The 21041-nt window shown below is 48.5% G+C and carries 23 protein-coding genes, 1 other RNA gene and 2 pseudogenes; 14 read left to right on the forward strand and 12 right to left on the reverse strand.

Translation table 11 applies throughout. The features are described 5' to 3' along the window. Positions 1–49: 49 nt before the first annotated feature. Positions 50–407: a transfer-messenger RNA gene (gene ssrA / locus F5I99_RS16090) on the forward strand. 640 nt (positions 408–1047) lie between these two features. Then, positions 1048–1587, forward strand: coding sequence for a hypothetical protein (locus F5I99_RS16095; RefSeq protein ID WP_151057760.1), 540 nt, complete (start codon positions 1048–1050; stop codon positions 1585–1587). Between the two features lie 168 nt (positions 1588–1755). Here the strand turns inward: F5I99_RS16095 and F5I99_RS20015 are convergent. From F5I99_RS20015 to F5I99_RS16115, 7 genes and pseudogenes are all read right to left on the reverse strand, one after another. Then, positions 1756–2211, reverse strand: a pseudogene (locus tag F5I99_RS20015) (integrase core domain-containing protein); the annotation flags it as partial. Positions 2212–2231: 20 nt separating this feature from the next. Beyond that, positions 2232–2480, reverse strand: coding sequence for a hypothetical protein (locus tag F5I99_RS20020; protein ID WP_456093921.1), 249 nt, complete (start codon positions 2478–2480; stop codon positions 2232–2234). A 26-nt stretch (positions 2481–2506) separates the two neighbouring features. Beyond that, positions 2507–2632, reverse strand: coding sequence for a hypothetical protein (locus F5I99_RS20025; RefSeq protein ID WP_456093913.1), 126 nt, complete (start codon positions 2630–2632; stop codon positions 2507–2509). Between the two features lie 58 nt (positions 2633–2690). After that, a complete protein-coding gene (locus F5I99_RS19475; protein WP_191905877.1) occupies positions 2691–2834 on the reverse strand; it encodes a hypothetical protein in 144 nt (47 codons plus the stop codon). Next, positions 2831–3466 (reverse strand): 2-hydroxychromene-2-carboxylate isomerase, encoded by a 636-nt coding sequence (locus F5I99_RS16105; RefSeq protein ID WP_151057762.1) that lies wholly within the window; start codon positions 3464–3466, stop codon positions 2831–2833. The genes F5I99_RS19475 and F5I99_RS16105 overlap by 4 nt, the downstream gene beginning before the upstream one ends. Then, positions 3463–4362: a CmcJ/NvfI family oxidoreductase gene (locus F5I99_RS16110; protein WP_151057764.1), complete on the reverse strand. Its 900-nt coding sequence runs from the start codon at positions 4360–4362 to the stop codon at positions 3463–3465. The genes F5I99_RS16105 and F5I99_RS16110 overlap by 4 nt, the downstream gene beginning before the upstream one ends. A gap of 146 nt (positions 4363–4508) precedes the next feature. Then, positions 4509–5423 carry a LysR substrate-binding domain-containing protein gene (locus F5I99_RS16115; RefSeq protein WP_151057766.1) on the reverse strand — a complete coding sequence of 305 codons (915 nt, stop codon included), beginning with the start codon at positions 5421–5423 and terminating at the stop codon, positions 4509–4511. Positions 5424–5982: 559 nt separating this feature from the next. Between F5I99_RS16115 and F5I99_RS16120 the strand changes: the two are divergent. The 7 genes and pseudogenes from F5I99_RS16120 to F5I99_RS16150 form a co-directional block, all read left to right on the forward strand. Beyond that, positions 5983–6102 (forward strand): annotated as a pseudogene (locus F5I99_RS16120) (IS30 family transposase); the annotation flags it as partial. A 308-nt stretch (positions 6103–6410) separates the two neighbouring features. After that, positions 6411–7337 (forward strand): LysR family transcriptional regulator, encoded by a 927-nt coding sequence (locus F5I99_RS16125; RefSeq protein WP_151057767.1) that lies wholly within the window; start codon positions 6411–6413, stop codon positions 7335–7337. A 132-nt stretch (positions 7338–7469) separates the two neighbouring features. Next, positions 7470–8903, forward strand: coding sequence for an FAD-dependent tricarballylate dehydrogenase TcuA (gene tcuA, locus F5I99_RS16130; RefSeq protein ID WP_151057769.1), 1434 nt, complete (start codon positions 7470–7472; stop codon positions 8901–8903). A gap of 39 nt (positions 8904–8942) precedes the next feature. Next, positions 8943–10073 carry a tricarballylate utilization 4Fe-4S protein TcuB gene (gene tcuB, locus F5I99_RS16135; RefSeq protein ID WP_151057771.1) on the forward strand — a complete coding sequence of 377 codons (1131 nt, stop codon included), beginning with the start codon at positions 8943–8945 and terminating at the stop codon, positions 10071–10073. Positions 10074–10092: 19 nt separating this feature from the next. Next, positions 10093–11082, forward strand: a complete 990-nt coding sequence (locus F5I99_RS16140) for a Bug family tripartite tricarboxylate transporter substrate binding protein (RefSeq protein ID WP_151057773.1) — start codon at positions 10093–10095, stop codon at positions 11080–11082. After that, the gene (locus tag F5I99_RS16145) at positions 11079–11519 is read left to right on the forward strand and encodes a tripartite tricarboxylate transporter TctB family protein (protein ID WP_151057775.1); all 441 of its coding nucleotides are present in this window, start codon (positions 11079–11081) and stop codon (positions 11517–11519) included. Before F5I99_RS16140 ends, F5I99_RS16145 begins: the two co-directional genes overlap by 4 nt. Next, positions 11519–13030, forward strand: coding sequence for a tripartite tricarboxylate transporter permease (locus F5I99_RS16150; RefSeq protein ID WP_151057777.1), 1512 nt, complete (start codon positions 11519–11521; stop codon positions 13028–13030). The genes F5I99_RS16145 and F5I99_RS16150 overlap by 1 nt, the downstream gene beginning before the upstream one ends. A 112-nt stretch (positions 13031–13142) precedes the next feature. Here F5I99_RS16150 and F5I99_RS16155 read toward each other — a convergent pair whose 3' ends face one another. The 5 genes from F5I99_RS16155 to F5I99_RS16175 form a co-directional block, all read right to left on the reverse strand. Further along, positions 13143–13922: a DeoR/GlpR family DNA-binding transcription regulator gene (locus F5I99_RS16155; RefSeq protein WP_151057779.1), complete on the reverse strand. Its 780-nt coding sequence runs from the start codon at positions 13920–13922 to the stop codon at positions 13143–13145. A gap of 8 nt (positions 13923–13930) precedes the next feature. Then, on the reverse strand, positions 13931–15010 hold the full coding sequence (locus tag F5I99_RS16160) for an ABC transporter ATP-binding protein (RefSeq protein WP_151057781.1): 1080 nt from the start codon (positions 15008–15010) through the stop codon (positions 13931–13933). 20 nt (positions 15011–15030) lie between these two features. Further along, positions 15031–15912 (reverse strand): carbohydrate ABC transporter permease, encoded by an 882-nt coding sequence (locus F5I99_RS16165; protein WP_225307443.1) that lies wholly within the window; start codon positions 15910–15912, stop codon positions 15031–15033. Then, positions 15909–16811, reverse strand: coding sequence for a carbohydrate ABC transporter permease (locus tag F5I99_RS16170; protein WP_151057783.1), 903 nt, complete (start codon positions 16809–16811; stop codon positions 15909–15911). Before F5I99_RS16170 ends, F5I99_RS16165 begins: the two co-directional genes overlap by 4 nt. A gap of 75 nt (positions 16812–16886) precedes the next feature. Next, positions 16887–18191, reverse strand: a complete 1305-nt coding sequence (locus F5I99_RS16175; RefSeq protein ID WP_151057785.1) for an ABC transporter substrate-binding protein — start codon at positions 18189–18191, stop codon at positions 16887–16889. 235 nt (positions 18192–18426) lie between these two features. On the opposite strand from F5I99_RS16175, the gene F5I99_RS16180 reads away from it, so the two are divergent. The 5 genes from F5I99_RS16180 to F5I99_RS16200 all read left to right on the forward strand — a co-directional run bounded on the left by F5I99_RS16180 (position 18427) and on the right by F5I99_RS16200 (position 21015). Beyond that, complete coding sequence (locus F5I99_RS16180; protein WP_151057787.1) at positions 18427–19212, forward strand: phosphodiesterase; 786 nt, start codon at positions 18427–18429, stop codon at positions 19210–19212. 57 nt (positions 19213–19269) lie between these two features. Then, a complete protein-coding gene (locus F5I99_RS16185; protein ID WP_151057789.1) occupies positions 19270–19977 on the forward strand; it encodes an inorganic diphosphatase in 708 nt (235 codons plus the stop codon). 155 nt (positions 19978–20132) lie between these two features. Then, positions 20133–20522 (forward strand): SirB2 family protein, encoded by a 390-nt coding sequence (locus tag F5I99_RS16190; RefSeq protein WP_151057791.1) that lies wholly within the window; start codon positions 20133–20135, stop codon positions 20520–20522. A 109-nt stretch (positions 20523–20631) separates the two neighbouring features. Next, positions 20632–20778, forward strand: coding sequence for a lmo0937 family membrane protein (locus tag F5I99_RS16195; protein ID WP_151057793.1), 147 nt, complete (start codon positions 20632–20634; stop codon positions 20776–20778). A gap of 15 nt (positions 20779–20793) precedes the next feature. Continuing rightward, positions 20794–21015, forward strand: a complete 222-nt coding sequence (locus F5I99_RS16200) for a hypothetical protein (RefSeq protein ID WP_151057795.1) — start codon at positions 20794–20796, stop codon at positions 21013–21015. Positions 21016–21041 lie beyond the last annotated feature (26 nt).

A 21041-nucleotide genomic window follows, 5' to 3' on the forward strand; every position in this document is an offset into this window, starting at 1 on the left:
GTGGCGCTTTAGCTTTTCACTGCCATGCTATATACTACAGCCGTTATCTGGGGGTGACATGGCTTCGACGCCGATTACGAACCCTTGGGTGCATGCCGAGAACGTGATGATTCTCGTAAATCCCTCATCACACAGTTATAGTTGCAAACGACGATAACTACGCTCTAGCCGCTTAAGTCGGCTAGCGCCGCACTCTAAGGTGTCTGTAACTCAGAGGTTCGCGGTGTCATATGAGACAGAATCGCCCGGATGCTTTGCTCTAAGCTGAACGGTTAAAACTAAAAGAGCTCGCCCTAAACACCCTGGCTCTCGGGTCGTGATGGGTTAATTGAATAGAGAAGCCTAAGCATGTAGATCTTAAGGCAGAGGATTGGCGGACGCGGGTTCGAAACCCGCCACCTCCACCAAATTGCAATAAATGATTAATTCACAATCATTTTCTTATCAAGAGAACATCCCCTATCCGATTGGTGACACTCACAGGTGACACTGGGGGTTCTCAATGACTTCAACCCTACCCTACACCTACCGCTCCTCCACAGGTAATCTCTTTGCCCGTTTTGTCGTGCCCGCTATTTGACAATGCAAGCGACTCTAAGTGTAACTCTGAAGATATGGCTGTAAGCACTCGTCTATCGGAATAGGAACGTAAGGGGCAAGAAAAACTCTCTACCACCTAGTGTTTGATAGTAACACTACACATCTACAGCAAACTCAAACCATCTTATTGATTAATTTAAATATATTGATGACTGCACGTAAATCTCAAGCTATTATATTAAGCTTAAAAGTTTTGAAACACACGAATGTCATGCATGGAAAGCCATGAATACATGGAGCTCTAGCTGTTGAAGTCAGAGCATTGATAGATTACGGCTGCTCTACCGTCTCTAAAGACATAGCCGCAACTTCTTATGAAATCAACGATGCACCCCAAATCAAAATTTTGATCATCTAACCCTAGAGGAACAAAAAACGTAAAAAGGATTAATCAGCTATGCAATGGAATAATTGAAACCGCAAAAAATTAACTAAGGATTAAAAAATATGAAAAACAATGCACTTATAGGAATTTTATTACTTAGTATAATTTTGTCTGGATGCGCATCTCCGGCAAGATTTGAGAACATGTTAGCCGTCGGTTCACCAGAACAAAGAAGCACAGCAACACCTCTGAGAGAGAATATTTCGGTTGCTGACGTAACCGGAGGCAAAGAAACTAATCTGGTAGGCACATCTCAGGTTAGCAATATCAGTTTAACTCTAGCTCTGCAGGAGTCACTAAGACATGTACGACTTTTCGCAAAGAGCAATATGGGCAAGTATTATTTAATCGCCCACATGGTAGAATTAGAGCAACCACTGACTGGTACATCAATGACAGTGACTCCACGTATACACTACACAGTAATTGATAGAGAAACTGGCCAAACTATTTATAATCGAACCATTACAACACCATATACAGCTGCTTTTTCAGATGCACTTTCTGGCGCTAGCAGATTAAGACTTGCTAATGAGGGAGCTATAAGAGTCAATATTGAAGCTCTTGTTAATGACCTTGTAATGCTAGAAATAGACAAATAAGGCTCATAAACAATACCACAACTATCATATTTTTTTAAAACCACACTGATTTACAAATAACTTTAATGTGGTTTTAAAAAACAACAAACACCGTTAAAATTAATTACAATCATAATTTTAATTTCATTATAGCGGTAATTTTCAACCCAACTGTCCATAAAGCTGCGTTTAAGCAGCTAGTTTATTGATCACCATTTCCTCCAGTTTTGCCGGATTCAATGATACTGCTCCTTTGGGCGTCCGGTTTCTGGTTTCGCCTGACCAACGAGCCGGTTTTTTGTTCTTTGCTTCTTCATACACCGCTTTGCGTTTGCTTAGCTGCGCTGAGTCATCACCTTGATGACGGCTATTTGGAGTCACGAAGTTAATCCCACTATGCAGGTGGCAGTCATTGTAGGCCCGCTCTAAGGTGAGCATCCATTCACGTACAGCTTGCAACGAAGCAAAGCCAGTTGATGGCCATTGCGGACAGTACTTGACCGTCTTAAAGAGTGACTCAGAATAAGGATTGTCGTTACTCACCCGTGGGCGGCTATGCGACATCAGCATCCCTAATTCAGTTAAGCGTGTACGCAGTGTATAAGACGTCATCGGTGCTCCATTATCTAAGTGCAACACCGGTGGTGTTATGCCAGCACATGATCTTAACGGCGTACTTCGGCCTGCAGGTTTTTTATCCTGCGCGGCTGCTTTTGAGTCGCCTGATCTTGGCCTTTTTGCTGTGATGCGCTCTGAAGGCAAGCGGCTTTCCAGCATTGAACCTGCTCTACATACAAGCCTTTTTCGCGGCAATAGCAATTCAGTTCAGCTTCGGAACGACTGGCTGTTTCGATCACGATAGCCAGCTTGGATTCGGGGGACCAATCATCAGCGGTATTACGATTACCTGGCACAGGTACTCTTTGTTGTCGGCACTGTTTTAACAACTATACAGGGTCACATCAGAAATGCCTTTCTCTGTGGAAACAGACGGCACAGAGCGATTGATCGGTGGCAATAGCTTCTTCAGCACAGCCGTCTTACGTTCATTGGAATAACGGGGCATACAAGCTCTCATTCCACCCGCTCAGGGATTAAATTTGGCTAAATCGCCAACTGGACAACTAGGCTAACAGAGCGGGCATGTCCAGATTGGAAAATGAAGGGCCGTGGGCCATCACGTTAAAGTGTTCTTGGTCGAACGCATCAACATTGGGCGGTCCGACAAAATCCAGCGCGTTGGTATCTAACACTGTTAGCAAGCTCATTGTGACTTCACCTCCGCACAGTAATTGATCGCATCTTCCAGTCGGTCATTACCCCAGAACAGTTCCCGATGGACCACAAACATGGGCGCACCAAATATGCCCTTTTCCTGCGCCTGTTGCGTCTGAATTCTGAGAGCCTGCTTGAACGCCTCATTTTGCGAGGCGTCGATGATGTCCGAAGCCGGGAGGCCCATACTGCATAATACATCGCCAACAACCTCAGGTGAGTCTATTTCTTGATCTTCTGCGAAGTTCAAAAGCATTATGCGTTTGCAAAAGTCAGCCAGCCAAGGCTGATCCTGACCGTATACCGCCACGCGCATAGGTAAAAGGGTCCGGCGTGGAAACTCTGATGGCCATGACCATGGCAGGGAATACTTGGCACATTGACGCTCCATGTCCCGTTTGACGTAAGCCCCTTTCGCTTTCTGAACGACAAAAGGTGAGTTATTCCAACCCAGGGAGGCAAAAACAGGACCCAACAGGAACGGACGCCACTGGATGTCTATTCCGCGCCCCCGGGCTAGATCTTCCACACGCATCAACGAGAGGTAGCTGTAATTGCTGCTTAGATCGAACCAAAATTCCAAAGGCACTTCGACCGCGCCGGATTTTTTCTCGAGATCAGTCATTGTGGCAACTCCATGTCATGAACAACCAGGCACCGTACCTCAATACTCTTTCTTGGTTTTTGATGCGCAACGCCTAACGGGTTCTGGAATGCCGCGTGCGGAGTGAACCGAGATACACCCGTCAATTCTGAATCGTATTGCTTGAAGATCAACGCTTCAGTGTGGGACATATCCGGAAAATAATACCAACGGTGCCGTGAAGAGTGCTTTAGTACGTAAATCTCTCCCTCGCGCTTTGGATAGATCACTCTTGCTTGAACCAGGTCGAGCGTGGAGATGCTCTGGCTATCACACACCGCCAACGGCGTATCAATGACTGGATCTCCGATTGATCGCCAAACATTAACAATACTGAATCGGTAGATCGATTGTCGGGCTTGAAGCTCATCGATCACCATTTCTAGTCTGCGAGATCCCGACGCTTCAGTGTAGTCATTGTGAATCCGACCGTTGGCCGGCACAACCGAGACACCTTCCTCTCGTCGTCCAAAGTCCAGAGGTTCACTTTCTGTGCGACGTTGACGCACCAGGTGGTCAAAAACGATCGCTCTATTCGCACCAGTAGCCAGCTTCACAAGCCGCTCGATTTCTGGGTAATAACCGCTGCGTACTTCTGTCACGTTATCGAAATTTCTGACCTCGCTTGGCGCTTCCCACAGCTCAAACCCTTGGACGTCCAGCTGAGTGGATGCCAATCTTGCGTCGCGAATTTCGACTTCCCGTGCCTCATATTCAACGTTCTCCCAAGGTATACCTTCCGGTGGCGTAAATGTGTAGTGAGTGGGCGTTTCAGTGTCAGGTACGAGGTAGTTCAGTTTTCCAGTAATTGGGCCAGAATTCTGGGTTGAACCTAAGGTGCGCTGATGGTTAATTGGTTTAAACAGGGTTGTGTTCATGAGGTCTCCTCCAAGTAGAACTCGCAACATTGCAGCCGATAGCTGAGTGTGTTGCCAGGAGGTATTAAACTGAGCGAATCAAGCCCCGAGTTCAAACGAAATGTCATCCCCTCTACTATTCCATGGAGGAATGCCAGCGTCGGTATTCAAGTATCTAGCAACCCGATACGTTGCGCTTCTGTCCTGATCCATTGGGCAACCGCTTGCAGCTCCTCCCGGGGTTCTGGTGTTGCCATTAGAAGCCAGTAAGCATGATTACGCTTGGTCAAGCAAACGTCACTGACTCGAAGCAGTTGGCTGTTTTGAATCAGATCGTTTATGAGTCCCACTCGCCCCAGCGCCAGCCCCTGACCAGCCAATGCTGCCTGAATAACCTGGTCGTACTGATTGAACCGGAGTATGCGCAGTGAGTTGGCTTTAGGCCACCCTCGATGCTCCAACCAACTGGACCACTGCAGCCACGGTGTCTTGGGGTCGTCATACTCCAGAAGGGAGTAGTCGCTCAACTGTTTTGGTTCTGAAAGCTGCGAAATGCCGAGAGCCGGATGTGCCACCGGCACGACAGTTTCGCTAAACAACTTCACGGCCCCCTCAGGGGCCGCATGGTCAGAACAATACCGGATTGCCAGATCCACTTGTTCCCGGCAAAGATCCTGCATGAGGCGATTGTCTGCTGCCACCTTCACATCGAGATCAGGGTGTGTGGCATGGAGCCGGGCTAGCCGGGGCAGTAACCACAGGCCAGCTATTCCGACCGTAGCGGTCAGGGTTACCGGTCGACTCCTGCCTTCTTCTTGCAATTGATTAACCGCAGAAAGGATCTGTTCTAAAGCTTCGTCAACAACCCTGAATAGCTTGACGCCGTCATCCGTCAAAGTTACCGATCGATGTCCCCTCACAAAAAGAGAAAACCCAAGCTGACGCTCGAGAGCAATGATCTGTTTGCTTACCGCGGATTGTGTAAGGCAAAGCTCATCTGCTGCCTTACTGATATTCTGAGTACGGCAGACAGTAACAAATCCTCTCAACAAATCCAGGTATCGCATCTTCTGCAATGACATAGGATACTCCTCACAATCCTTCGTACTGATCGCCCTGTAGTGGCATAGTTAATTTAGCCACCTAATTAGAGCTGCTATCATGCACCAAGAGATAATTAGGTGACAATATGACCAGAAGACCAGAAGACCAAAGCGCAATTTCAGCCCTGAATTTAGGCTCGAAGCAGTACAGCTGGTAGTCGACCAAAATGACTCTATTCGAGATGTGGCTAAAGTATCCTTCAGGGGTGCAAAGTATTCAACGTCGACTAAGTGCCCTTCGCCCTTGAGGTCTGGATGACGCAGCAAGGACTGGATAAACACTGCCATTACTGTGTTAATTCCATACTAGGGATGCAAACGGCGGTGCGGCATGGAACTGGCCTGGCAGTGCTACCCTGCTACCTAGGAGATTCAGACTCCACACTGCCTCGATTAACACATCCTATACCGGAGCTTTCTGTTCCGATCTGATTGCTCACCCATCCGGATTTGCGACATACCAAGCGGATGAGGGTATTCATGCAAGAGATTGGTGAGCACATTCGACAGGCGGTGCAGCGACGTCAGCAAGCTCATTGGTTTGCCAGTGAGTCACGAGTAGATCTACCGTCATGTCGCCACAGATAAGGTCTTGGGTGGTAATAAGCTCTACAGGTTTCTGCAAGGGCATAAGCGTTACCGTAAAGGTAGCAATAGCAAGCTCCTGCGAGATTTCACGTACCTTCAGTTGAGCTGGAATAAACTGTAGCTCTTCCTGACACTCACGGTATGACACTGGGGGTTCTCAATGAATTTAACCCAACCCTACACCTACCGATCTTCGACAGGTAATTTCTTTGCCCGTTTTGTCCTGCCCGCTGATCTGCTGACGTTTCTACGACACCAGTAGATGTAGGGCTTTCAACCGTTATTGTTTATACTTTTATGATATGTGTCGGCTAGCCTACCAATCACTCAAGCTCGGATTGAATAGACTCTCACACCTAATCTGGAGTAAAAACAAACGTGGAACTCAGACAGCTAAAATATTTTCTTAAAGTAGTTAAGTGCGGCAGTTTGGGTAAAGCTGCCTTGGAACTGGAGGTAGGTACTTCAGCACTTAGCCAGCAAATATCAAAACTAGAAAATGAACTATCAACCCGCTTGTTGAATCGTACATCTACAGGTGCACTCCCAACCAATGCTGGCATTGCATTTATGCACCATGCACAGCTTGCCCTTCGTCAAGCAGAGCAAGCGAAAATCGCAGCTCAAAAAGAACGCACCAGTGGTTATGTCAGTATTGGTCTTCCTCCCACTACCGCGACTGTACTCGCACTCCCTCTTATTCAGGCGATGAATGAGCATTACCCGCACATTCAACTTCATATTGTGGAAACTCTGTCCGGTCATCTTACAAACATGCTGAATGCTCGTCAGTTGGATTTAGCGCTTGTATTCCACGCAGATAACGCACACCGCTGGAGTACCAAGGCGCTTTTAGACGAGGAACTCTTCCTGATTTCAGCACCTTCGACAAAAGAGAGTAACCCCCATCTACAGTCACTGGAAATTAAAGATTTATCCGAAATAAAGTTGATTATGCCGAGCGGCCTACATGGATTGCGCACTAACTTGATGGCTGCATTCGAACGCTTCAACATCCAGCCAAATATTGTTATGGAAATTGATGGGTTAACATTGTTGATGGATGCCGTAAAAGAGGGCTATGGAGCAACCATTCAGCCTGGCGCTGCGGCTTCTCGCTTAGGAAAGAGTGGTTTATTAATTCGTCGCATTAATGACAAACTGATCGTTCGCCGTAACTATTTGGTCAGTCTACCCGATGATGATCTGTCCCCTAGCGCTCTTGCAACCCGTCTTGTCATGACTAACGTAGCCAAACACCTGGTGCAGAACAACACATGGCCAGGCGCTCGATGGATTGAATAACAGCCACTCAAAGTATTTATTTTTTCTAAACACCTACCTGGTAAAACACCCTGTCGCCAGCTGAATAGAGCTAATAGACTCCCCTGGAAATCACTGAAAAGCCATAAGGCCTTTCCTGTAACAGGAGAACCTATGATTGATGTTCTAGTAATTGGTGGTGGCAATGCTGCCTTGTGTGCCGCATTGATGGCACGTGAGGCAGGCGCAAGCGTCATGCTTATCGAGGCCTCGCCTCGCGAATGGCGTGGTGGTAATTCACAGCACACTCGTAACCTGAGATGTATGCATGAAGCACCACAAGATGTATTGGTAGAAGCCTATCCCGAAGAAGAGTTTTGGCAGGACCTACTGAAAGTCACTGGGGGTAATACCAATGAGAACCTCGCACGGTTAGTGATTCGCGAGTCATCTACTTGCCGTAGCTGGATGCGTCATCATGGGGTGCATTTTCAGCCCCCCCTCTCCGGTGCTCTCCATGTTGCTCGCACCAATGCTTTTTTTATGGGTGGTGGCAAGGCCCTTGTCAACGCTTACTATCGTAGTGCAGAGAAGCTGGGGGTAGTAATTCGCTACAACTCCCCAGTTGAGGATATCGAAGTTCAGGATGGTCGATTTGTGGCAGCCGTCATACCAGAGCGGCAAATCAACGGACAGTTATACCCTGCTGAACGTATTGAAGCTAAAAGCTGCGTATTGGCAGCCGGTGGATTTGAGTCCAACCGTGAATGGTTACGTGAAGCCTGGGGTAATAATGAACGAGGCGAGTATCCATCAGATAATTTTCTAATCCGTGGCACACGCTTTAACAAGGGCACACTACTGAAGTGCATGATCAACCTGGGGGCCGATTGTATAGGTGACCCCACTCAGGCACACATGGTAGCCATAGATGCACGCTCCCCTCTCTATGATGGTGGCATCTGTACTCGTATCGACTGCGTATCTCTTGGTGTTGTAGTTAACAAAGACGGCAAGCGCTTCTATGATGAAGGAGAAGACTTCTGGCCTAAACGTTATGCAATTTGGGGACGTCTGATTGCACAACAACCCCGCCAGATTGGTTACTCGATTATTGATAGCAAAGCGATCGGACACTTCATGCCCCCGGTTTTTCCAGGCAATAAGGCAAACTCTCTTGAAGAACTGGCAGATCAACTTGACCTACCCCGAGAAACTTTTCTTCGCACCTTAGACAATTTCAATCAAGGATGCTGTGCGGGCCGTTTCGACCACACGCTACTGGACGACTGTGTTACTGAAGGGGTTACGCCAGCCAAAACTCATTGGGCACGCCCTATTGATACACCTCCATTCTACGGCTATGCACTCCGGCCCGGTGTCACCTTCACATATTTAAGCCTTAAAACTGATGCAACAGCAGCCATACGATTTTCCAATCAACCTAGCGAAAACCTGTTTGTCGCAGGTGAAATGATGGCTGGCAATGTGCTCGGCCAAGGCTATACCGCTGGTGTCGGCATGTCGATTGGTACGGCTTTCGGCCGAATCGCTGGCCACAACGCTGCTTTAGCCAGCATGGGTAAGCAACCAAAATCAGCCGCCTGACAGACCTACTGAAAATAAAACAATTAAAGCGACTATTACATGAACGCAAACAATAATCTGATACCTCTTCTCAACGCAGAAGAAGAGGAAGTCAACCGGCAGCTACAAATCTGCAACGCTTGTCGTTATTGCGAGGGGTTTTGCGCCGTTTTTCCAGCCATGACCCAAAGGCTGGAGTTTAGCAAGTCAGATATTCATTATTTAGCTAACCTATGCCATAACTGCGGTGCCTGTCTGCATGCCTGTCAATACGCACTACCCCATCAGTTTGACGTCAATATCCCCAAGTCCATGGCCAAGGTTCGCCTGCAAACCTACACTGAGTATGCTTGGCCCAGAAAATTAGGAGCCTTATACCAACGCAATGGACTTACACTAACGCTATCTACTGCTTTGGCGTTAGGGCTGTTCTTGATTCTAACTCTTATAGTTCAGGGCACACTATTTAGCGTAATTGAAGGGGGGGATTTTTATCAAATATTTCCTCATAACACGCTAGTCTCTATGTTCGGGTCCGTGTTTGCTTTCTCGACTGTTGCGCTGGTGATAGGTGTTGTTTATTTCTGGCGCCAAATCACGCCGGGGGAAAATAGAACTCAAAAGAACACACCAGCGCTTATTCAAGCCGGGAAATCGGCACTGACACTAAAATACCTTGATGGTGGACACGGCCAAGGCTGCAATAACCAAGATGATGCCTATACGCAGTCACGTCGTATTTTTCATCATTTTACCTTCTACGGTTTTATGCTGTGCTTTGCCGCTACCTCAGTGGCTACCCTATACCACTATGTCATGGGCTGGGGAGCACCCTATCCTATTCTCAGTTTACCTGTCATGTTAGGTATTATCGGTGGCGTGGGCCTTTTGATTGGACCTGCTGGACTACTATACCTCAACTATAAACGTCATCCTGAACATGGTGATAGTGACCAACGTCCTATGGACCGTGCCTTTACTGCACTTCTATTCATGATCAGCCTTACTGGCTTACTTCTACTGGGATTAAGAGAGACTGCATTGATGCCGCTCATGCTGGCACTGCACTTAGGCTTCGTAATGGCTTTCTTTCTGACTATGCCTTTTAGCAAATTTGCGCACGGGTTCTACCGTGGTGCAGCACTATTCAAGTCATACCTTGAATCAAAAAAAGAAAAATCAACCCAATAGCTACAACAAGGATAAACAAATGAAAATTAAAACAAAACTTGCTTTTGCCTCACTTATATTGGGAGTTATCTCAGCTCCAGCTCTATCAGCAGACCCCATCATTGACGGTAAGGTCGACTGTATAGCTCCAGCAGGACCTGGTGGTGGCTGGGATTTTACTTGCCGGAGTATAGGCCGGCTACTCAGTAATTACACTGATGGACAGATCACGGTTCAGACCCTCAACATGCCGGGCGCGGGAGGCGGCGTCGGTTTCGCGCACATCATCTCCAAACGCAGTGATGATGCCAAGGTGCTAGCTGCAGCCAGTACTGCCACTACCGCTCGCCTGGCGCAGAACCAGTTCCCCGGTATGGATGCTGACATGGTACGTTGGGTAGGCGCGATAGGTACTGACCCAGGTATCATCGCAGTCAACCAGAACTCCGATATTACTTCTCTTGCCGATTTGATTAACAAACTCAAACAAGACCCAGGTTCCGTTACTTTTGCAGGAGCAAGTGCCATTGGGGGATGGGATCACCTAAAAATTCTTATGACCGCGCATGCGGCTGGGGTTCCCAATCTGAATCAAATAAAATACCTCTCCTACAACAACGGAGGCGCTGCCGTAACTCAAGTAGTAGGTGGTCATATTGATGTTCTTGTTGGTGTTGCGTCTTCATCCAAGGGGTTTATCGAATCTGGAGATCTCAAGCCTCTTGCTGTCCTCGGCCAGGATCATCTAAGCGCACCTTTGGACAATATTCCAACATCTTTCGAGCTGGGTGTAGATGTAGAAGCCAGCAACTGGCGTGGTTTCTATATGCCTAAAGATGTTTCCGAAGAAGAATATCAGTGGTGGGTTAATACCCTCAGGACTGCAAGTCAAACCGACGCCTGGAAGGAAACCATGGTACAAAACGGTTTAGAGCCCTTTGGTTTATTTGGTCAAGAGTTTGATCAGTTTGTTAGCCATCAGATCGATTCTCTGAATTTCATTTCTAAAGAAATTGGAATGATCCAATGATTAAACTGGACCGCATTCTGGGTCTGATATTGTTTACCCTGGCTATTGCTTATGGCTGGGGTGCCTTTCACTTTCCGGTCGCATTTGCTGGGCCGGAAAGTGTCGGACCTTCAACTTTTCCAAAAATACTCTCAGTGATTGTCGCCACCTGTAGTCTCTACATGATGGTCAAACCTGACGATCTGCAAGAAGGCTTCGAGTGGCGGGCTCTACCAGAACTAGCGATAACCCTGACGGTCTTGGTGCTATATGTTTTCTTGATGGAGCCTATAGGCTTTATCGTCGCCACAGCACTAATGGTTTCGATACTTTGCTGGCGTATGGGAGTTAAACCTCTGCCTGCCATGCTGACAGGTGTAGTTGCTAGTTCATTTGTATTTTTGTTGTTCCATTTTGGGCTGGCGTTACCATTGCCCATCGGACCTTGGGAGGTTTAATGGATACTTTAAGCTTATTGATGGATGGTTTCGGGACTGCATTGAGCCTGGAAAACCTTCTGTTCGCACTGATTGGCTGCTTTATAGGTACCCTAATTGGCGCATTACCTGGATTGGGACCAGCCAATGGCGTTGCCATAATGATCCCATTGGCTTTCACACTAGGTATCCCCCCAGAAACAGCGTTGATTATGCTAACCTCTGTCTATGCTGGTGCCATGTATGGTGGACGTATATCCTCGATTATGTTGAATATACCCGGCGATGAGCCAGCCATGATGACATGTCTCGATGGCTACCCGATGGCCAAACAAGGAAAAGCAGCAGAAGCTCTAGCGCTTTCAGCTCTGGCCTCTTTTTTCGGGAGCCTAATTGGAACTATCGGGCTTATTTTTCTAGCTCCAATCCTGGCTCGCTTTGCACTCAGTTTCGGTGCTGCCGAATATTTTGCTCTCTTTGTGTTAGCTTTTGCCACCCTAGGGGGCGTTACCGGCAAAAATCCAGTCAAATCTGCCTTGGCAGCGGGCATCGGCCTAGCCATCGCAACGGTTGGCATTGACTTATCAACAGGTACTCAACGATATACCTTTAGTCTTCTCGAACTTTTTGAAGGTATAGACTTTATTGTTGCTATCGTTGGCCTATTCGCAGTCTCGGAACTCCTCCTTTTTATTGAAGCAAGAAAGGGGTCAGCTCCGCATCAAGAAATAAAAATTAACCCACTACGTCTGAGCTTTGCCAGTGTTAAACAGATTTTACCATCCTCATTTCGTGGCGGTATTCTGGGGTTCATTGCTGGCGTTCTTCCGGGAGCCGGTGCATCGTTGGGTAGCTTCGTTAGCTATACTCTTGAAAAGCGTATCATTGGAGCCAAAGGCCATTTTGGTAAAGGTGATCCTCGTGGTATTGCAGCTCCTGAAGCCGGTAACAATGGTGCGGCTTCTGGTGCCCTGGTACCCATGCTGACTTTGGGTATTCCTGGCAGTGCAACCACGGCTGTGTTGCTTGCCATGTTGGTGTCATTCAATATTACACCGGGCCCCTTGATGTTCACACAGAATGCAGACATTGTCTGGGGAGTCATTGCGGCTTTACTGCTAGGCAACATCCTACTGTTGTTGCTTAATATTCCACTAGTGGGAATTTTCGTACGACTTCTATCGATTCCCCCGCGTTACCTATTACCCATCGTTACAATGGTAGCTTTTGTAGGTATTTATGCCATCAGCCGTTCGGCGTTTGACCTCTGTTTCATGATCGCCTTTGGTGTCATGGGCTATATTTTCCGTAAGGCTGAAATTCCCTTGGTACCTATTATTCTAGGCATGTTGCTTGGGCCAGAAATGGAAAAAAATCTACGCCATGTAATGCAGATATATGATGGTAACTGGCTAATGCTTTGGGATAGCGGTCTGTCTATTAGCCTATGGGGTATTGCTCTGGCAGGACTAATCTTACCCGCTATTATGGGGCCGATTATGAGAACCCGAATGCGACGTACAGCAGATTAACTTGCTCACTGCTGAAGAAACACCGTTTGCGTAAAAATAGCTGAATGAACTGTATACTCATTTGCTTTTGGAGACAGAGTCCTCGCCATTTGGCAGGGGCTCTGTTTCCATACTATCTGTCCTGGTACTCCCTACATGCATCCTCAGCCAGTAAAACGTGCCCATGTTCGAACTGTACCATGACCTCATCGGGTACCTTATCCGACACCAATACATCTACTTCAGCCCAATCACAGACATGAATCAATCCGGTCTTACTGAACTTGCTTGAGTCCATCAGCACAATGGTTTGAGCCGCCAGCGGGATCATTGCCTGCTTGAACTCAGCTTCGAATAGATCGAAGTCCTGACATCCCTTTGATGTTCCGGCTACTACAGAGGTCACAAAGTAGGTTGGCGTGAAACGCTTTAGGTATTCGATCGTTTGTAGCCCGGTCAGGGTCTGATCTTCTGCCCTTAACTCACCACCTGGTATAATGACCCGATGACGGCTGTTGGCGGCAGCAAAGATGCGCGCCACTTCAAGGGAGATCGTCAGAATTGACATGCGCTCCCGATGCACCAGTTCGCGAGCCAGATAACAGGCCGTTGAGCTGTTATCAAGCAGAACGGTTGCCCCCTCACAGATAAACTGTGCTGCACGTGCCGCGATACGGGCCTTTACCTCAGAGGCTTCGTTCAGACGCTTCTCGAACGGTGGCTCTGCTGAGGGACGAGACAAACGCACCCCGCCGTGAAATTTTTCCACAATGCCTCTTTCCGACAATCCTTTAAGCGCACGCCGTATGGTTTCGTCAGAGACATTCAATTGCCCGGACAACTCACTGATCCCAGCTACACTCTGATTTTCCAACATTGAAAGTATCTGTTGCTGTCGTGTTGTAGGTGCCATTATTCGTGTTATCCAGCCCAACCATTCATGATAATTGCCTGCCCCGTTTCACCATGGAACAGTCTGGCACGTGCCAGGTCAAAATCAACTCCAACTTCAGCACCCGGCTTAGGTGCATCCGCCACAGAAGTACGTACGGTTAACCGATCACTTCCTAATACCAGTTCAACCAGAGCTTCAGCACCGAGCAGTTCGGTACGCTCGACCCGTCCTCGAGCCATGCCACCTTCAAGTGTTATACGCACCTCTTCGGCCCGCACACCAAACACCGACCTTTCTGGCAGGTCAGCATGGCCTGTTACCAGTGGGCTACTAAATGCGGGATGAGACAAGACTGTTCTGTCTGTAACCTGACAGGGTATCAGGGCCATCTCTGGCGAGCCGATAAAAGTTGCGACAAAGGTATTGGCAGGACGCATGTATATCTCCATCGGCGCACCGATTTGCTGCAGCGCCCCTTTTGACATCATTGCCACTCGTGTGCCCAGCGTCATCGCCTCAATCTGGTCGTGGGTTACGTAAATCACAGTCAGGCCAAGCTCACGATGCAAGCGTTTAAGTTCACCTCGCATGCGACTGCGCAACTTGGCATCCAGGTTGGAAAGTGGTTCATCGAACAGCAGCACTTTGGGTTTGCGCACCAACGCACGGCCAATAGCCACACGCTGACGCTCACCACCAGATAGCTCTTTAGGGCGACGTTCCAATAGCTCAGTGATATGCAAAATTTCGGCGGCCTCACGGATACGATGATCAATCTCGGCTTTCGATAGTTTGGTGGTTTTCATCAATCCAAACGCCAGATTACGATAGGCGGTCATATGAGGATATAACGCGTAAGATTGAAACACCATTGCGATATCTCGCTGCTGCGGTGCAGCATGGGTAACGTTAACACCATCGATAAAAAGCTGGCCGGCGCTGATCTCTTCCAGGCCGGCTACCATTCTCAAGGTGGTCGACTTACCACAGCCAGAGGGGCCGACCAGTACCATGAACTCTTTATTTTCGACGGTCAGGGACAAGTCTTGCACAGCGTCACGATCACCGTAGGACTTGAAGACATTTTGCAATGTAACGGTTGCCATTTAAGGTTCTCCAGTGAGCGTCACTTGACGCCGGTATGCATGAAACTGTCAATGAAGCGCCGCTGGAAAACAATGAATGCCAGCAGCAAGGGTGAAACAACTAAAGTGGTGCCAGCCATCAGCCGGGTCCAGTCTGCGCCACTATCAGATTTTGCCAGCAAGCCCAGTCCAATCGGCAGCGTACGTACGCTATCAGAGTTAGTAACCAGTAGAGGCCACATGTAATCGTTCCAATGCGTAACGACCGAAATAATCCCAAATGCGATCAGAGTGGGCTGAACCAATGGCAGATAGACATGCCAGAGGGTTCCGAAATGACCACAGCCATCAAGTCGTGCGGCATCTGCCAACTCTGAAGGCACCTGCCGAAACGACTGGCGCAGCATAAAGGTGCCATAACCAGAGGCAACAAACGGAACAATCATCGCAGGGAGTGTATTGATTAGGCCTAACTCATGCAGGGTGACAAAGTTAGTCAGAAAAATTGCATAGATAGGGAACATAATCTGCAACAGAAACAGCGTAAACAGCACCCGTTTGAATGGAAATTCAAGTCGGGCAAATGCATAGGCCGCCAGAGTGATAGTTACCAACTGGCTGATCAAGATAGAGCCAGTGACCAGCAACGAATTGATCAGGTAGGTGCCAAAAGGTGCCACATCCAAAGTGGCTGGATAATTAGCAAAATTCAGCACCTTGGGAATCATCGATGCATTTGGATCAAATACTTCAGCCTTGGTTTTCAAGGACGTCAGCACGATCCAGATCATAGGACTCAGCCAAAGCAGTGCCAGTGGCGCCAGCACGATATGTTGCCAACGAGTCTGTAGCCAGCGTTTTAACTGTAGCCTGCGCTGAGTGTTCTCGGCTGGCACAATTTCAACAGCAGTAGTACTCATCATCGTTCTCCAAGGTAATGAACACGTCGACCCAGCGTAAGCGCAACGATGCCAATCAGGCCGAGAACAAACAGCAGCAACGTATTGGCGATGGTCGAGGCATAGCCGATGTCTTGGTATTGGAAGCCATTCTGATAGATGTAGTAGGTCAAAACATTTGTAGAATCAGCGGGTCCACCCTGTGTCATTACATAAACGTAATCAAATATCTGATAGCTATGCAGCAGACCGATGATTATGACGAAATAAAGCGTCGGCGAAATAAGTGGAATAGTAATATGCAGCAAACGGTTTATTGGTCCAACACCATCAAGCCTTGCCGCTTCATATAGATCAGACGGCACGAGCTTCAAAGCCGCCAACAGGATCAACATGAAGTAGCCCGAGTATTTCCAGATACTCATAAATACGATCGCTGGCAGTGCCCACTGACTGTCATACAGCCAGTCCAGTTTCGGCAGCCCAAGCAGGTCAAGGCCTTCGTTGATCGGACCATAACCAGGAGCGTACAAAAACACCCAAACCATACCGGCGGCTACCGAGGGAATCATCACAGGGTAAAAAAATGCCGAGCGATAGATCGCTAGCCCACGTAATTTGCTGTCCAGCGCGACGGCTAGTAGCAGAGCCGCGATGATCGACAAGGGAATGGTCGTCAGCGTATAAAAGGCTGTATTGGCCAGGGCTTTCCAGAACAGACCATCATCCAGCAGGCGCAGATAGTTCTCAGCCCCCATCCAGAAAACCTTAGGATCACCTAGCATAACATCGTGCAGACTGAACCAGATGGACCGAACAATGGGCCAATAAGTAAACACAGCCAGGAAAGCCAGCGACGGCAGCAGTAGTGCATAGGCCAAAAGCATTTCCTTGCGCCGCGCAAGTCTGTAACTATGGGACATGAACGAATACCCGCAAATAGAAACTCAAAAGAGGCCCCAGCACGGAGTCGTGCCGGGGCTGGCAGATACAACGACTTAGCTGCGCTGACGACGCAACAGACGCTGAATCTCACGGTTTGAGTTGTCATTCGCTTCCAGCAATGCCTGAGCGGGCTCGATCTCACCCGCCAGCGTACGGTCAAGTGCACTTTTGAGGTTTTCGCGCACACGATGATAACCGGGCACCTGCAGGAAGGCTCCAGCATAGGCCGCCTGATCCAGTGCGACTTTAGCCTGAGGTACCTCGGTCAAATAGCGCTGCATTTCGGCCGATTCCCAGGAGGATTTTCGTACCGCCAGATAACCCGTTGCACGACTCCACTTAGCCTGATTCTCAGTATTGGTCATCCAACGGGCAAAGGTCCAGCTGGCCTCTTTTTTCTCATCCGACTGATTCTTGGCAATCATGATCGGACCGCCACCCTGAGCCGCTCCATAGGCCTTGTTCTTCGGCATAAACGCCACACCGACTTCAAATGGCGCCGAAGTGCGCAGATTGGTCAAAGAACCGGTTGAGTGATACAGCATGGCGGTCTGCCCAGCCATGAAGTCATTGGCAGACCCCTGCCAAGTAGACGCGGGTGCCATCACCCCGGCTTTGACCATCGTATTCCAGAACTCCAGCGCTTCAACCGCTTCTGGCTGGTCAAACAGCACCCTGTCTTTCTGCCAGGGTACAAGTCCATTTTGACGGCAGTAACATTCAAACATCCAGTCATGCCAGCCTCCGCCGATCACTAGTCCCCAGCGTTTGAGTTCGCTGCCATCACGAATGGTCAGAGCCTGTGCCACCTGAAACAATTCATCCCAGGTATCAGGTGCTTTACTGATACCGGCGGCCATGAAGGCATCCTTGTTGTAGTACAAAACCGGCGTTGACGGCTGGAACGGCAGTCCGTACAGGCGATCTTCAGAAATGCAGGTGTTGAGGAAGCCCGGCAGGAAGTCATCATAGATATCATCGGCCTTGGCGCGGTCCGTAATATCTTCCAAGGCATCAAGCCCAAGAAAGGTTTGTAGTGCTGAGTTGATAGGCAGCCACATGGAAGGGGGTTCGTCAATCCCCAGGCTGGTAATCACTTTTTGCTCAGTATTGTCATAGCTACCGGCATAAATGGGCTCAACATTAATATTAGGGTGTTGAGCATTGAACTCGGCAACCATGCCAGAAACTATATTGTTGATATCACCCGATACACCAACCGGATACATAAACTGCAAATTGACCTGCCCAGAGGCACGGGCGGAGCTGATGAGTCCCGGTGCAAACCCTATCACCGGAATGGCAGCACTTGCGGCCAAGAACTTACGTCGAGTCAGAGTAAACTTTGAATCCGTCATGCGCGATCTCTCCTTGCTTCATCAGGCCATACAACCTGCCTGCTTTGTTTGTGGGATATTTGTGGTTTTTGATGATTTCATGCAAATACTGCCACACCAAAGTCGCTTTTTTGTGTCATTCCCATTAACTTTTCGTGAATTGAGCGATAACCTATCCCAATACCTGCACAAATATGTCTGAATTCAACACTGGATAAAAACACCCTGAATCGCATCATTTCATGAGACACAAACCATGCTAATTGCCCAGATCAGCGACACGCATTACCTGACCGATGGCACCACTCTTGCGAATCAATTCAATACCGCGGCCGCCTTTACACAACTGATTAAAGCCATAGCACAACAACCAATGCAGCCTGATCTGATTTTGTTCAGTGGTGACGTGGGTGAACGAGCCACTCCTGAAGAATATCGTACGGTGGGTAATGCGTTGCGAGCTCTAGGAATTCCGGTACGAATTGTCCCCGGTAATCATGATGCCCGCGAGGTGATGCAGGCCGAGTTACCTGATATGACAGGTATCGAATCAAACCATTTGTGCTTGTTCGATGATGGCTTTGACATTGCGATTATTGGTCTGGATACCAGCAAGGAAGGTCAACCGTCAGGACATCTTTGTCCGGAGCGACTTGACTGGCTTGAGCATAAGTTGGCGCGGGTTAAAGATCGGCCTGTGGTGATTTTCATGCATCACCCGCCGATTACCACAGGCCTTGATGCAATGGATCGTATGGGGCTAGTTGAAGGAAAAGACCAGCTCTCTGAACTAGTCAGACAGCATGGCAAGGTAGAGGCGATTTTGTGCGGTCATATGCATCGCTCAATTTTCGGACGCTTTGCCGGGGTACCTGTTCAGGTTGCACCATCAGCTTCACACCAAATCGCTTTTGATTTGCGTGAAAAAGAACCCTACCGTTTCAGCCATGAACCAGCGCAATACCTGATGCACCTGTGGAGTGAACGTGATGGACTTATTAGCCATACAGTGTCGGTAAACACCGATTATCATCCACTGTAATCCATTCGTCATTTCTCCTTGATAGCTTATGCGCATCACTATTCAAGGAGCTCCACCATGCGAAAGATTTTAATGTTAACTGGCGTTGCCTGTTTTACGATTTTTTCCTCTGCTACTCAAGCCGAAGCGCTTGGCGGTTTGGCCTTCTCCGAAACCACACCCTATGCCGCGGCCATGGCCCCTTCGGACGATTTTACCCTCGTCGGCACTGAGGATCTGATGGCTATGGGCGCTATCAATGAGGATGGCAGCGTGCGAGCAGTTATCGAAATACCGACAGGCACATCAGCCAAATGGGAAATGAGTAAAGAAGATCCTAACGCTGTCTACTGGGAATACAAAAAGGGTAAACCACGCGTTGTAAATTATCTGGGCTACCCAGGCAACTACGGTGCGATTCCGGGTACAGCTCTACCCAAAGAATTAGGTGGTGATGGCGACCCACTCGATGTCATTGTGTTGGGACAAGCAGTTCCACGTGGCGAAGTTATTGATGTGCGGGTGATTGGTGTTCTGAAAATGCTGGATGACGGCGAGCAGGATGACAAACTCATCGCGGTAATGACACAGGACTCTCCTTTTGCTCATATTGAAAGCATAGAGCAGTTGGATGCCGAGTTCGCTGGTGTAAGCCAGATTGTTGATCTTTGGTTCGCTAACTACAAAGGCCCAGATGGTGGCATGCAAGGACTTGGCTTTGAAGATGCAGATTCAGCTCGCGCGGTGCTGGATGCCGCGGCTGCAAACTTCGAAGCAATGCGTTGATATCAGATACTTTTAGCTGATCTTGCGGGCCCTTGGAAATCAAACCAAGGGCCTTTAAACCGCTACCCTCCCCTTGCAAACCCGCCGTCTTGAGCCTAGTATCCCCCTGATACCAGCCTAATAGAACCTGGCGTTTTCAACTCTACTGATGACCGATGCTTGAACACTATTCTCTACTGAAACATCTGCATATCACCGCCGCTTATGCCAGCCTGGCATTCTTTATTTTGCGCGCCATCTGGTCGATTCGTGAAGACAAACTGCTGAAATCATCCTGGGTTAAGATCACACCTCACCTTCTCGATACCCTGCTGCTGACACTGGGTGTCACTCTGGCTGTTTTAATGAGTCTATGGCCCCTGCCAAACTGGTTGAGCGCAAAACTAGTGGGATTGGTCATTTATATTCTATTGGGCACCGTGGCGATCAAGCGTGGCTCCACGCCCAGAGTCCGGCTGATAGCGGCCTTTCTCGCCGTGCTGGTGTTCATTTATATGCTAGGTGCCGCTCATCACCACCATCCCGGGTCTTGGCTCAATTGGTAATGTATATCTTCCTACCTCAATACACTATATGGTGAAGGCTCTATAGCAAACTGGCTGTTCGACAACAGCATCCCAAGTTCGCTAAGCTCTTACCTACAGGAAAATATTCATGCTTGAGACCCTTGCGATCATCCTAGTTGTTCTCTGGCTACTGGGTTTTGTCAGCTCTTATACCCTTGGCGGTTTCATACATATCCTTTTGGTTATTGCTGTGGTGGTAATACTGATTCGTGTCATTCGAGGTCGGCGTTTGTAACCTAGGAAAAATAAAATGAATGCAATTAAGATTGTCGGAATCGCACTGATCGTGGCCGGTGTACTGGGATTAGTCTATGGAAATTTCAGCTACACCAAAGAAAGTCATGAGGCCAAAGTAGGACCCATTGAGTTTTCTATACAAGAGAAGCAAAATGTTAACGTACCCGTTTGGGCTGGCGTGGGATCTATAGCTATAGGTGGCCTACTGCTGCTATTTGGAAGAAGAAAACCCTGAAAACTTGAACTGCCTGCTATCTGGCA

Source organism: Nitrincola iocasae (assembly GCF_008727795.1).
Classification (GTDB): Bacteria; Pseudomonadota; Gammaproteobacteria; order Pseudomonadales; family Balneatricaceae; genus Nitrincola; species Nitrincola iocasae.